Here is a 13,462-nt window from a genome sequence, read left to right as displayed (position 1 = left end):
GCTGCTTATAATTTTCCTGCTTTAATACCATCCACCACCGCAGGGTCAAGCAGGGTGGAAGTATCGCCTACTTTATCCAGCTCACCTTCTGCTATTTTCCGTAAAATACGCCGCATGATCTTGCCGCTGCGCGTTTTGGGCAGGCCGGTTACAAATTGTATTTTATCGGGTTTGGCAATAGGGCCAATAAGCCGCGAAACGGTTTGAATGATATCCTGCCGGGTTCTTTCCTCGTCTCCGTGAAAACCGGTTACGATTACGTAGGCGTAAATGCCGAGCCCTTTGATGGGATGCGGGTAACCCACCACCGCGCTTTCTACCACACTGGCATGCATATTAATAGCGTTTTCCACTTCAGCGGTTCCAATACGGTGGCCGCTAACATTCAGTACATCATCTACCCTGCCGGTTATACGATAATTGCCTTCTTCATCTTTTAAGGCGCCATCACCGGTGAAATATAAGTTGGGATAAGCCGCAAAATAGGTGGTGCGGCAGCGTTCATGGTCGCCATAGGTTGTTCTCAGCATTCCCGGCCAGGGGGCTTTCATGCATAAATTGCCTTTATAAAAACCTTCTTCATCTTTTTGGGTTACTTCTTTTCCATTCTCATCAACCAGCACTGGCTGTACACCCGGCAATGGCAGCGTAGCCCAGGAAGGCCGGGCGGGCGTTACTCCGGCGAGATTGGAAATTAATATGCCGCCATTTTCGGTTTGCCACCAGGTATCTACAATAGGGCAGCGTTTTTTTCCTACATGCTCATTATACCAGTTCCAGGCCTCTTCATTAATGGGTTCGCCAACCGACCCCAGTACTTTTAATGAAGAAAGGTCTTTGTCTTTTAACGGGTCTAGCCCAAAGCCCATTAAACTGCGGATAGCCGTAGGCGCAGTATATAAAATATCTACCTTGTATTTATCAACAATATCCCAAAACCTGCCGGCATCGGGCCAGGTGGGGATACCTTCAAACATCAAACTGGTGGCGCCGGCGCTTAACGGCCCGTAAAGAATATAGCTATGCCCGGTAATCCAGCCGATATCCGCTGTACAAAAATGCACCTGTCCGGGCTGGTACTGGAAAGTATTTACAAAAGTGTAGTTGGTCCATACCATATAACCGGCGGTAGTATGCACCACGCCTTTGGGCTTGCCGGTGCTGCCGGAGGTATACAAAATAAACAGGGGATCTTCGGCATCCATCACTTCCGCATCGCCAAAACTTTCTACAGGCAGGGTATCTGTTACTTTCAGCATTTCATCTTCCCACCACACATCGCGGCCTTTTATCATGCTAACGGGGATCCTGGTACGGGTATATACAATTACTTTTTTTACGAGGTTATTTCCTACCAGCGCGTCATCAATCACGCTTTTTAAAGGTATATCTTTTCCGCCCCGGTAAGCGCCATCGCAGGTAACGATACATTCCGATCTGGTATCCTCCAGCCTGTCGGCAATGCTGCGGGCAGAAAAGCCGCCGAAGATCACGCTATGGATAGCGCCGATCCTTGCGCAGGCCAATACCGCGTAAGCCAGCTCGGGTATCATGCCCATATAAATACAAACCCGGTCGCCTTTTTTTATGCCATTGTTTTTGAGCACCTGGGCAAACTGGCATACCCTTTTGTGGAGCCTTTCATATGTAACCACCCTGGTTCTTTCTTCCGGATCGTTAGATTCCCAGATAATGGCGGGCTTGTCGCCGAGGGTTTCCAGGTGGCGGTCTAAACAATTTTCAGTGATATTTAATTTACCACCTGCAAACCATTCTATTTTGGGATCTTTAAAATTCCAGTTCAGTACTTTATCCCACTTTTTTCTCCATGTAAAATTTTCAGCAATTCCCGTCCAAAAGGATTCGGGATCTTCAACACTTTTTTTGTAAGCTGCCCTGTAAGCTTCAATGCTTTTTAACTGATAGGGGTAAGACATATAGCGATGCAATTTTAGTTCATATTCGGAAGGGCTAAATTAACCACATTCAGTTGAATATACATGACCTGCAATAAATTTTCTCTTTCACTACCGTTCTCCGGAGTTATAGCAGCAGGTTTCCCCATACAATCAGCACATTATAGGGCATCCGTTACCGGTAGTGCCGTTGCAACTAACAATGGTTATTAAAAGGCATATGCTCAATTTTCCTTTTGCCCGCAACTTCAGGTTTAGTATATTCATCCCCTAATTTGCCTGCGTATAATGTCAACATCCCCCAAAGGTATCTGGAAAGTTATCGGCGCTTCTTCGGTTGGAACGCTCATTGAATGGTACGATTTTTATATTTTTGGCAGCCTGGCTACGGTAATTGCCACGCAGTTTTTTCCTCAAACCAATCCAACGGCCGCGTTACTATCTACCCTGGCTACTTTTGCGGCGGGCTTTATTGTACGGCCTTTCGGCGCTTTGGTATTTGGGCGGCTGGGCGACCTGGTTGGGCGCAAATACACCTTTCTGCTTACGCTTATCATTATGGGCGGCTCTACTTTTGCCATAGGGCTGGTACCCTCTTATGAAAGCATTGGCTTTGCAGCTCCGGTTATTGTGCTGTTGCTCCGCCTGCTGCAGGGGCTGGCCTTAGGCGGCGAATATGGCGGCGCGGCTACTTACGTTGCCGAACATGCGCCGCCCGGTAAACGGGGCTATTATACATCATGGATACAAACCACGGCTACATTAGGGCTCTTTGTTTCGCTGGGTGTAATACTGCTGGTGCGGCACGGGTTAGACAGTGATATCAATGTTTCTATTCAAAAATTTAATGACTGGGGCTGGCGTATACCATTTTTGGTTTCCATTGTTCTCGTGGGGGTTTCTATTTATATCCGTTTAAAGATGAATGAATCGCCCCTGTTCTCCCGGCTCAAATCGGAAGGGAAGGTGTCGGTTAACCCGCTTAAGGAAAGTTTTGGACACAAAACCAATCTTAAAATGGTTTTACTGGCTTTGTTTGGCGCCACCATGGGACAGGGTGTGGTGTGGTATACCGGCCAGTTTTACGCGCAAAGCTTTATTGAAACCGTTTGTAAAGTAGATTTTGAGCAATCACGAACGATGCTGATATGGGCTATCCTTTTCGCTACTCCGTTTTTTGTGGTGTTTGGATCATGGAGCGATAAGGTGGGAAGAAAATGGATCATGATGGCGGGTATGTTCCTGGCCATTATCTTTTACAGGCCCATTTACCAGCAATTCCTTGATCTTTCCGATATTACCACGTATCAAACGCAAACGCCTGTAAGCGTAAGCGAACCTGTTATTCATACGGATGAGATCAACGAACAAACCATCACTACTACCAGCATGGTAAAAACCTTTGCCGATGGTTTCGCCTATACGCAAAAAAGCAGGGATACGGTTTTTGTGGGGGCATCAAAACCCGTGGCGGATGCTGCGCCTGTTTATACAGAGAAGAAACTGTCAACAACGGTTTACTGGAAATTTGTGTTCCTCATATTTGTGCAGGTCATTTTTGTTACGATGGTATACGGACCCATAGCCGCCTTTTTAGTGGAGATGTTTCCCACGCGTATCCGCTATACCTCCATGTCGCTGCCTTATCATATCGGTAATGGCGTGTTTGGCGGGCTAACACCTTTCATTGCTTTATTATTAACTACAATAAACACGGGAGATAAGCTGGTAGGATTGATGTATCCCATCATCATTTCTTTTGTGTGCCTTATTATCGGGATGGTGTATATCAGTAATAAAGCGGATCCTGATGTAAGTGACTAAACAAACAAAACCATTATATATAAAATACCTTCACAGCTTAAGCAACTAACATGATGATGAACCGGTTACGGAAATGGATGGGGCTTATATGGATGCTGATGGCTCCGTTGTCTATGTTTTATCTTATTAAAACGGCCCTGCATCAAATTGCACTGCATCCTGTAACAGATACTAAAGTACAATGGGGCGTATTTGTTATTGTATTTATACCTATTGCTATCGGTTTATGCATATTTGGGTGGTATGCCTGGAAAGAAGAGTATAAAAGACAAATGTAAAAAGGAGTGCTTATTTTTGTTGCATGTCAATCCGGGTAAAAAATCTGCATAAAGTTTACGGTGAGCAAAAGGCGGTGAACGATATCTCGTTTTCTGTAAACAAGGGAGAGATCGTTGGTTTTTTAGGACCCAATGGTGCGGGTAAATCTACCACCATGAAGATGCTGACCGGCTATCTTAAGCCAACCTCCGGTGAAGCTATAGTTTGCGATCTCAACGTTGCCAGCTATCCTTTAGCAATAAAAAAGAAGATCGGGTACCTGCCCGAATCCAATCCCTTATATTATGATATGTATATAAGAGAATACCTCGGATTCATTGCCGGGGTGCACGGGCTTACTAATAAAAGAGCGGCCATTAATCATGCCATTGAAATGGTAGGATTAGGCCCCGAGCAGCAAAAAAAAGTAGGGCAGCTTTCAAAAGGGTATAAGCAAAGGGTAGGATTAGCCGCTGCCCTGATCTATGATCCTGAAGTGCTTATCCTCGATGAGCCTACCACCGGCCTCGACCCGAACCAGATTGTGGAAATAAGAGAAGTAATAAGGCAGCAGGGTGAAAATAAAACCGTTCTTTTTTCTTCACATATATTACAGGAAGTAGAAGCCGTATGCAGCAGGGTTATCATTATCAATAAAGGAGAGCTGGTGGCAGACGATACGGTGGCCGGCCTGCAGGCCGGCAAAGGAAACATGCAGCGCATACGGGTTGAGTTTGCCCATAATGTACCACCCGGGATATTTATTCCCACCTTTGAGCCGGCACAGGTGCAAATGCTGTCGGATACAAAATACCAGTTCTCGGCAAACAATCCTGAACTCCTTCGCAGGCAATTAAGGGAATTGGCCCTGCAGCACGACCTCGATATCATTGCTATGCAAAGCGAAAGCCAAAGCTTAGAAACGGTATTTAAGGAATTAACAGGCAAAAATGAACAATAACCGCACTTTGTTTTGCAACCAAAATTGAAAACCGTTTCTTTGCAAAAAAACAACTACACGTAAATCATTTTCTATGTCTTTCATATCAGATATTCATGCCCGACAAATTTTAGATAGCCGCGGAAATCCTACTGTTGAAGTAGATGTAATTACTGAAAATGGTTTGGTAGGAAGGGCTGCCGTTCCTTCAGGCGCTTCCACGGGCAAACATGAAGCCGTAGAGCTGAGAGATGGCGATAAAAGCATATACCAGGGCAAAGGGGTTTTGAAAGCGGTAAAAAATGTAAATGATATTATAGCGGATCAGTTAATTGGCGTTGATGTAACCAAACAAGCGCATATTGACAACCTTTTAATAAAAATTGACGGTACGGACAATAAAGCGAGATTAGGCGCTAACGCTACCCTTGCCGTTTCAATGGCTATTGCCAAAGCAGCAGCGCAGGAATGTAATTTACCTTTATACCGCTATTTGGGAGGTGTAAATGCTACGGTACTGCCCATGCCTTTAATGAATATTCTGAATGGCGGTGTGCACGCCGATAATAAAATAGACTTCCAGGAATTTATGATCGTTCCGGTAGGAGCGCCTTCCTTTAGTGAGGGATTACGCTGGGGAGTGGAAGTGTTTCACAACCTTAAATCGGTACTGAAGAAAAAAGGATACAGCACCAATGTGGGAGATGAAGGCGGTTTTGCACCCGATATTCAAAGTAATGATGAAGCTATTGAAACCGTATTGCAGGCCATTGAGGCTTCCGGTTATAAGGCAGGCGATCAGATAGCCATTGCTATGGATGCGGCCAGTACCGAAATGTTTGACGAAGGCAGCCAGTCCTATAAATTTTACAAAAGCAGCGGCAAAACCATCAGCAGCGATGAAATGGTAGCCTACTGGAGCAATTGGGTTAGCAAATATCCTATTGTATCTATTGAAGATGGCATGGCGGAAGATGACTGGGATGGATGGAAAAAGCTAACAAACGAAATTGGCAGCAAATGCCAGTTGGTGGGTGATGACTTGTTTGTAACCAATGTTAAGCGCTTGCAGGAAGGTATTGATAAGGGTATTGCCAACAGCATATTGATTAAAGTTAACCAGATAGGTACGATCACGGAAACGATAAATGCCGTGCAACTGGCCCAGGCAAGCGGGTATACTACTATCATGAGCCACAGGAGCGGTGAAACGGAAGATACCACCATTGCCGACCTGGCTGTTGCTTTAAATTGCGGTCAGATTAAAACCGGCAGCGCTTCCAGAACCGACCGGCTGGCTAAATACAACCAACTGATCCGGATTGAAGAGGCTCTGGGAGAGAATGCAGTTTATCCAAACGGAAAGATTATTTTTGGAAAATAAGGTTGGTATGCCCGACACCTCATACCTGACACCTGATATCGCTTACAGATCATGAAGTACATCAAGCACATACCCGCGTGGTTAAAAAACAAGTACGGACTTACCCTGCTGGTATTTACGGTATGGCTGGTTTTCTTCGATCATAATGACCTGTTTGTGCAGATGGAAAGAACAGGCGAACTGAAACAGTTGGAAAAGGGAAAGGCTTATTATACGGAGCAGATTGAAGCCATGCGAAAGGAGCTTTCTGAGCTGGATAATGACCCCGCCTCTTTAGAAAAAGCGGCAAGAGAAAAATATTTGATGAAAAGAGATAATGAAGACGTATTTATTATAGACGAAAAATAATTTTACTAAACTTTTGTGCTTTTTCACAATATCTCTTCCCCCGCCCCGTTTAATAAGAAGCAACTTTATTCCCACCCGTTGACAAACACCCAGAGAACACCATTAATCCGTATTGATATCTGAATATCCTAAGAACCGTATAATTGAGATTATTGTGAATTCAAAAATGAATGGCGCATGGATATTTATACACCTGAAAACATGATACGATTCCTTTACAAAGAAACCTCAGCCGAAGAAACTGCTGCTATACAGCTTGCTTTGGAGACAGACTGGACCTTACGTGAGAAGTTCGAGGTGCTTAAAAGGGCTATAGAAGGGCTCAATACGATCCACCAGTCTCCACGTCCTTCTGTAATACAGTCACTGCTCCGCTATGCCGGCATTAGTAAAGAAGTTGAACAACATTAATTTGTTTTTCAGCCACTTAGCTTATTTTTGGGTTATCAGGAAAATTTCCAATGACACAAAAAGAAAGGTATGCCTATACGCTGAACTGGTTCCGCCAGCATGCACCCAATGCAGAAACAGAATTGATATATGATAATCCTTACCAGCTTTTGGTAGCGGTAATCTTATCTGCCCAATGTACCGACAAAAGAGTTAACCTTACCACCCCTGCCCTCTTCGAAAAATACCCCGGTCCCGGGCAGCTTGCAAAAGCAGGTTTTGATGAACTTTTTCCTTACATTAAAAGTATTTCTTATCCCAACAATAAAACCAGGCACCTCATTGGCATGGCCAATATGCTAATGGAAAAATTTGCCGGCGAAGTGCCATTAACCGTTGAGGAACTCATACAATTACCCGGTGTTGGAAGAAAAACGGCCAATGTAATTACTTCTGTTATAGATCAGCAGCCCAATATGGCTGTTGATACGCATGTTTTCAGGGTTGCCGCACGGATCGGGTTAACCCATAATGCAAAAACACCCCTGGCTGCAGAAAGGCAGCTCATCAAAAATATTCCAACCGAAATGATCCATAAAGCGCACCACTGGTTAATACTGCATGGCCGGTATATTTGTGTTGCCCGCAATCCGAAATGCGATATATGCGGACTGCGGCCGGTTTGTAAGTATTATCAGAAGCATATAGCGCCAAAGACCAGTATCTAAAAAGTGCGCTAAGAGACAAATAACAAGAACCAAACCTGTAGGCCGGCTTGGCAGGTTTGAAGTTTCCTCATTTTCACATTCCCCAACTCATTTCCCTCCCAGCACTTCCTCCAGCTTATTGTGCAGGTCCTGCCCCCTTAAATTTTTGCCAATGATCTTACCTGTGGGGTCGAGCAGCAGGTTTTGAGGTATAGACTGGATGCCATATAATTGGGCCGCGGCATTATTCCAGAACTGCAGGTCGCTTACGTGCGTCCAGGTAAGGTTATCATCATGAATGGCTTTCAGCCAGGCAGCTTTAGCCCCCGGCTTGTCGAGCGAAACGCCTAATACAAAAAAACCTTTATTCTTATAAGCATTAAAGGCGTTTACCACGTTAGGGTTTTCCATCCGGCAGGGACCGCACCAGCTTGCCCAGAAATCAACCAGCAGGTATTTTCCCCTCAGGGAGGAAAGGCTTACCGGGTTGCCCAGGGTGTCGTTCTGTGTAAAGTCGGTTGCCATTTGCCCGATGCTGGTTCTTTTGGCCATATCCAGCCTTTCTTTAAACTGTATTGCGGAAGGATATGCTTTTACTGCCGCGGAAAGTTGGTTAAATAAGGGTTCAATCTCACTAAAATTGATATCATTGCCGGCATATTGCTGCAACAGGAGCAGCGATACCGGCGATGCCGGGTGTGTACTGATAAATGACTGAAAATCATTTTTAATACCCTTTTCGAGGATGGCCGCCTGGTCTTCAATCTGTTTCATCCGGGTGGCATTGCCATCATTACGGTATTGGTTATAAGCAGCAGACAAGGCCTGCATCGTGTCGTTAAACGGCCGGGTCAGCAACTCCAGTTTTTTATAGTCTGTATGCGCAGCAGATCCTTTTACCCGGATATTGGAAAAAGAATCTACGCTTGTTACCTTAAGCCTGCCGGAGGATAAAAAAAGCGTTGCCAGATTCTTTTCTATATTTACGGTTGCCGCTTCACCGGTTATCCCTTGTTTGTATTTTACGCTTAAGCGTGATAACACAGGCTCACTGATATTGCCTGTGAACCGGTACCTGTTTTTTTCTACCTGTGCGCTATCGGCAATCCTGTTATTATCCGCCACGTAATACAGGTATACCCACGCAGCGGTATTCTTCATCTTTTTAAGCTTTCCTGATAAGGTAAACCTGCTGCCCGTATTGGTTTGGGCCGCAATAAAAAAAGGCGCCAGGATGAATAGAAAAAGTATAATTGGTTTCATGAAAAAAGTAAGAAGTTTATTGTTTGTGGTTTACTGTTTATAGTTGCATTTGGCTTCGGAGTTAAAATTTATTTGGTGCTAAATGCTTCTCCTTGTACCCTGCAACTTGCAACAATCTTACCGTTCTGCTTCATTTTAAAATTTTCAAATTAGCACATGCTTCCTACTTCAGCTTTACCTGCAGCAGCTCATCTAATTGATCGTGATTTAATTTTTTGGCAATGATGTTTTTATCCTTATCTAACAGGTATAATACCGGTGTTTGGTACACATCATACAATTGTTTATACCCTGGTTTATTTGCCGCGTATTCCGCTTCTTTTACGGCGGGCAACTGGTATACGTGCGTCCAGCCTCTGAGCTGGTGTTCCCTAATGAATTTCAGCCAGGCTTCCTTTCCGCCGTCTGTCATTACCCCGTACATTTGAACACCCTGCTTTTTCCATTTATGTTGAAAGAGCGAATCTAACTGCGGCACTTCCGTCTGGCAATGCCCGCAGGTAGGATCCCAGAAGCAAATAACAATATACGGCGCCTTAATACCATACAACGGTGCAGCTTTACCGGAGCTGTCTACCATATTCATATCAGCAGCTTTTTCACCAATAAGGTTAGCCATTACACTATACGCACGGTCAAAAACTGCTTTTCTATACTTGTCGTTAAGCCAGTAGTCTGCTTTGCCCGGGGCATAGTACCTTTCAAAAAGATTAACGAATACTGCATCCTGTCCCATGTAGGTAGGATTGATATATTTTTCTGTAAGGGCAGACAGTATAAATTTGAACATCTCTTTATTGCTAATGGAAGCGTCTAAGATTTTGTTGGCTGCTTTGCTGAGCGTATCCGGCTGCTGCAGCAGCACATTGCTGAAATATCGTTGCAACTTAGGCTCAAAAACCGGCGTGCGTACCAGGCGTTCATCAGCAAACGACACGCCATCCCAGTAATGCTGTTTGTAGTACTGATAGGCAAAAGCCGAATCGTATTTACCACCGGGATGCTGAGCCGCATCGGGTACTTTAGGTTCCTGCAAAATATGAAAAATAGCAGTGAGCAAATGCGCGGGGTGCGCTTGTATGAATTGTTCACGGTATTGCTGCATCTCCGCATTCAGTGCAGTAATTGCCGACCTTGTTTTAACGGAATCGGAACCGGCAGGATCTTCCTTTAACTGCTTTTGCAATAAAGCAATGGCTTTGCCTTTTTCCTGCGCTATTTTCTGATACGACTGGAATAACTGGTTGTCGGATGAATTGGTAAACTGCATTTTTCCAATAATGTCGGTCGTATCTGCCGTTACCGAAAAATGTTGTTGTTTATCTACCAGTATTTCAAACCAGCCATTTTTTTGGGGATAGATGACCATATAGACGCCGCCGAACAGCTTTTCTTTTCCCGAAAAAACAACTTCACTATTGCTGTTGATGGCAACGGAATCAATAATATATTGCTTACTTCCAAAGTGGTGCCCGAGATAGAGATAACCATTGGTAAATGGTTTAAGGGTTACCTTTATCTGGTAGCCGTTTTGGGTAAAGCCGCGCATTGCGGCCAAAAGAAATATACAAGCTAAAAAAAAGGTCTTCATGCTTTTGTGGCTGTAAGTCCCGCAAATTTATTTAAAAAGGATGTTGATACTGAGTAATTAACGTACTATTATGTTTTTTGTTGGGCAATGAAAGCCGGAAATATTTGTTTTATTCTCTGAAACCTGTATTTGGCAAAAAAGCAGTGAAAGGCATATGCTGAAACAAATTATACAGTGTTGACAAAGGATCATAAAGAAAACGGTAAAAGAGTATAGAATAAGTTTTGACTGCTCTGTAAGCATAATAATGATATTTTAAATATACTTGTAAATAGTTCTGATCTCCTTAAACCCCGAACGCTGTTATGAAATATGTAAAGCCAATTGCCTGTTTTATTTTTATGCTGGCCGTAGTATCCGCTTATGCGCAGCATATTGATCTTTCTAAAGCTGTTATATGGGTGAGCAGTGATAAAAAAATACCGCTCGATAAGCCCGTTCAGGTATTGCGGGAAGAAATTGAAAAAAGAACGCAGTTATTGCTTCCTGTTGTGACAAAGCAGCCGGATGAAGGACAGCCGGTTATTTACGTTCTTACCGATGACCGTGACGCTAAGCTGCCAAAAACAGTAAGGGCTGTGCTGGGAACCATAGCGGCACCGGGCAATGAAGGCTTTCGGCTGGCAGTAATGAAGGAACAAAATGCAGTAATCATAACGGCTAAGGACGCCCGAAGTGTGTTGTACGGCGTGGGACGATTGTTGAGAAAAGCCGATATGCGCCCCGGAACGTTGCTGATACCGGAAAACCTTGTGCTGTCAACCGCTCCCAGGTATCCCATCCGCGGCCACCAGTTGGGCTACCGGCCCAAAACCAATTCGTATGATGCTTTTTCTGTAAAGCAATTCGATCAGTATATCCGCGACCTGGTCCTGTTTGGCGCCAACAGCATTGAAATTATGCCACCCCGCACAGATGATGATGACAGCAGTGTGCATATGCAGCTTCCATCGGCAAAAATGATGGTAGAGCAATCAAAGATTGCCCGGTCGTACAACTTAGATGTGTGGATGTGGTATCCCAATATGGGGCCTGATTATACCAATCGCGATTCCCTCAAAAAAGAAATGCAGGAGCGGATAGAAGTGTTTGCCGCATTGCCGAAATTAGATCACGTATTTGTTCCTGGCGGTGATCCGGGCGACCTGGAGCCGGAGGTGCTTTTTAACTGGCTGGGGAAGGTAGCCGTGGCGTTACAGCAGTTTCATCCCAATGCTAAAATATGGGTTTCGCCGCAGGTATTTCGCCCCAGCCAAAAATGGTTCGATGACTTTTTCAGGCATGTAAACAGCGGCTACCCCTGGCTGGGAGGCGTTGTTTTCGGACCCTGGGTTAAAATACCGCTTCCTGAGCTCAGGCAACTGGTCAATGACAACATTCCCATCAGGCGATATCCCGATATCACCCATAGCCTGAGCTGCCAGTACCCGGTACTCGACTGGGACGTAGCCTATGCGATGACGTTAGGGAGAGAATGTGTGAACCCCCGGCCGGAAGACGAAAAGCATATTCATAACCTGCTTGCATCCTATGCTTCAGGCAGCATCAGCTATTCGGAAGGAACGAATGATGATGTGAATAAATTTATATGGAGCGACCAGGACTGGGATCCGCAAAAGCCGGTAATAGAAACATTGCGCGATTACAGCCGTTTGTTTATGGATGCTGATATTACGGAAGCGGCGGCACAGGGTATTATGAATCTTGAGACAAACCTGAGAGGCGCATTGCTTACCAATGAAAAAGTAGAGCAAACCCTGCGGCAATGGCAGCAAATAGAAAGCAAGGCCACACCGGAACTGGTAAAGAACTTCCGGTTCCAGATGTGCCTGTTAAGAGCATATTATGATGCTTATATACAACGCCGTTTAATATATGAAAAGGCATTGGAGGAACAGGCAAAGGAAACCCTGGAAAGCGCAACTGCCGAAACCTCATCGTTAGCTATTTTGCAGGCCAGGATGATACTGGAAAAGGCCGTGGAAGAGCCTGTGGCAAAGGCATGGAAAGAAAGATGTATGGTACTTGCCGATTCATTGTTCAGTAGTATTGGTGCGCAGCTTACCATTGAAAAGCACGGCGCAATGCCCGGCAGGGGAAATTTTATAGACAATATAGATATACCCCTCAACGATGCACCCTGGCTGCTGGATCAGCTTGCCGTACTGGAGAAGATAGAAGATGATACGGAGCGGCTGAACAAGATAAGCGAAATGCTGCGCCGGACCGACCCCGGACCCGGCGGATTTTATGATCATTTTGGATCGGTGCAAAGCAAATACAGGATAGTGGCAGATAAGACCCGGGAACAAGACCCCGGCAGCCTGCAATCGCCGAGAATAAGTTTTGGCGTAGGAATTATAGGAGAAGAATGGGTGCATGAAGTACGGTCGCAGGGCTTTTCGGGGCAAACCACACCAGGGGCATGGATGAGCCAGATCAATACTTTATACGATACGCCGCTGAAGATCAGGTATGATAACTTAGATACAACAGCCGCTTATAAAATGCGCATGACCTATACCGGTAGGTTCCGGTCGAAGCAAAAGCTGGTAGCTAACGGCAATATCGTTATTCATGATTTTATACAAACGGGTGAAAAGCCTGTATACGAATTTGATATTCCAAAAGCAGTTACAGCCGGCGGGCAGGTAACCTTTACCTGGACATGCGGCGAGGGACAGCGGGGATCGCAGGTAACGGAGGTTTGGCTGATGAGGAAATAGCCCGGGCTTCGCAAAGGGCGACAATAATTCTGCGTTGAAAAAATACCAAAACACATGGCACAATAGAAATATAGGAACACAATAGAGAGAAAAATCACATGCTAAAGAGTAATAG

11 protein-coding genes are annotated in these 13,462 nt (G+C 44.9%); 8 read left to right on the top strand and 3 right to left on the bottom strand.

The features are described from left to right. Positions 1–5 precede the first annotated feature (5 nt). On the bottom strand, positions 6–1,937 hold the full coding sequence (gene acs, locus PLE34_RS09875; protein WP_324556354.1) for an acetate--CoA ligase: 1,932 nt from the start codon (positions 1,935–1,937) through the stop codon (positions 6–8). Positions 1,938–2,204: 267 nt separating this feature from the next. Between acs and PLE34_RS09870 the strand changes: the two genes are divergently transcribed. From PLE34_RS09870 to nth, 7 genes are all read left to right on the top strand, one after another. After that, positions 2,205–3,740, top strand: a complete 1,536-nt coding sequence (locus tag PLE34_RS09870; protein WP_324556352.1) for an MFS transporter — start codon at positions 2,205–2,207, stop codon at positions 3,738–3,740. A gap of 50 nt (positions 3,741–3,790) precedes the next feature. Then, positions 3,791–4,018, top strand: a complete 228-nt coding sequence (locus tag PLE34_RS09865; protein ID WP_324556350.1) for a DUF6814 family protein — start codon at positions 3,791–3,793, stop codon at positions 4,016–4,018. Between the two features lie 23 nt (positions 4,019–4,041). Then, the gene (locus PLE34_RS09860; RefSeq protein ID WP_324556348.1) at positions 4,042–4,959 is read left to right on the top strand and encodes an ATP-binding cassette domain-containing protein; all 918 of its coding nucleotides are present in this window, start codon (positions 4,042–4,044) and stop codon (positions 4,957–4,959) included. A gap of 73 nt (positions 4,960–5,032) precedes the next feature. Beyond that, complete coding sequence (eno, locus tag PLE34_RS09855; protein WP_324556346.1) at positions 5,033–6,322, top strand: phosphopyruvate hydratase; 1,290 nt, start codon at positions 5,033–5,035, stop codon at positions 6,320–6,322. Between the two features lie 51 nt (positions 6,323–6,373). Continuing rightward, the gene (locus PLE34_RS09850) at positions 6,374–6,670 is read left to right on the top strand and encodes an FtsB family cell division protein (RefSeq protein WP_324556344.1); all 297 of its coding nucleotides are present in this window, start codon (positions 6,374–6,376) and stop codon (positions 6,668–6,670) included. 177 nt (positions 6,671–6,847) lie between these two features. Beyond that, on the top strand, positions 6,848–7,081 hold the full coding sequence (locus PLE34_RS09845; protein WP_324556342.1) for a hypothetical protein: 234 nt from the start codon (positions 6,848–6,850) through the stop codon (positions 7,079–7,081). A 50-nt stretch (positions 7,082–7,131) separates the two neighbouring features. Beyond that, positions 7,132–7,788 (top strand): endonuclease III, encoded by a 657-nt coding sequence (nth, locus tag PLE34_RS09840; protein WP_324556340.1) that lies wholly within the window; start codon positions 7,132–7,134, stop codon positions 7,786–7,788. A gap of 87 nt (positions 7,789–7,875) precedes the next feature. Here nth and PLE34_RS09835 read toward each other — a convergent pair whose 3' ends face one another. Both PLE34_RS09835 and PLE34_RS09830 read right to left on the bottom strand, forming a co-directional pair. Next, positions 7,876–9,030, bottom strand: coding sequence for a redoxin domain-containing protein (locus PLE34_RS09835; RefSeq protein ID WP_324556337.1), 1,155 nt, complete (start codon positions 9,028–9,030; stop codon positions 7,876–7,878). A gap of 163 nt (positions 9,031–9,193) precedes the next feature. Beyond that, positions 9,194–10,579, bottom strand: a complete 1,386-nt coding sequence (locus tag PLE34_RS09830; RefSeq protein WP_324556335.1) for a redoxin domain-containing protein — start codon at positions 10,577–10,579, stop codon at positions 9,194–9,196. Between the two features lie 347 nt (positions 10,580–10,926). Here PLE34_RS09830 and PLE34_RS09825 point away from each other — a divergent pair, with 347 nt between their 5' ends. After that, entirely contained in the window at positions 10,927–13,347 is a 2,421-nt protein-coding gene (locus PLE34_RS09825; RefSeq protein ID WP_324556333.1) for a hypothetical protein, read from the top strand. The last annotated feature ends 115 nt before the right edge of the window (positions 13,348–13,462 follow it).

Origin of the sequence: Agriterribacter sp. (genome assembly GCF_035445465.1) — a bacterium.
Lineage (GTDB): Bacteria > Bacteroidota > Bacteroidia > Chitinophagales > Chitinophagaceae > Agriterribacter.
The sequence above is the reverse complement of the archived record's forward strand: the minus strand, read 5'-3'. Positions and strand labels throughout refer to the sequence as shown.

Coding starts and splice junctions, on each gene's coding strand:
- acs (WP_324556354.1), bottom strand. CDS start 1,937: ATGTCTTACCCCTATCAGTTAAAAAGCATTGAAGCTTACAGGGCAGCT.
- PLE34_RS09870 (WP_324556352.1), top strand. CDS start 2,205: ATGTCAACATCCCCCAAAGGTATCTGGAAAGTTATCGGCGCTTCTTCG.
- PLE34_RS09865 (WP_324556350.1), top strand. CDS start 3,791: ATGATGATGAACCGGTTACGGAAATGGATGGGGCTTATATGGATGCTG.
- PLE34_RS09860 (WP_324556348.1), top strand. CDS start 4,042: ATGTCAATCCGGGTAAAAAATCTGCATAAAGTTTACGGTGAGCAAAAG.
- eno (WP_324556346.1), top strand. CDS start 5,033: ATGTCTTTCATATCAGATATTCATGCCCGACAAATTTTAGATAGCCGC.
- PLE34_RS09850 (WP_324556344.1), top strand. CDS start 6,374: ATGAAGTACATCAAGCACATACCCGCGTGGTTAAAAAACAAGTACGGA.
- PLE34_RS09845 (WP_324556342.1), top strand. CDS start 6,848: ATGGATATTTATACACCTGAAAACATGATACGATTCCTTTACAAAGAA.
- nth (WP_324556340.1), top strand. CDS start 7,132: ATGACACAAAAAGAAAGGTATGCCTATACGCTGAACTGGTTCCGCCAG.
- PLE34_RS09835 (WP_324556337.1), bottom strand. CDS start 9,030: ATGAAACCAATTATACTTTTTCTATTCATCCTGGCGCCTTTTTTTATT.
- PLE34_RS09830 (WP_324556335.1), bottom strand. CDS start 10,579: ATGCGCGGCTTTACCCAAAACGGCTACCAGATAAAGGTAACCCTTAAA.
- PLE34_RS09825 (WP_324556333.1), top strand. CDS start 10,927: ATGAAATATGTAAAGCCAATTGCCTGTTTTATTTTTATGCTGGCCGTA.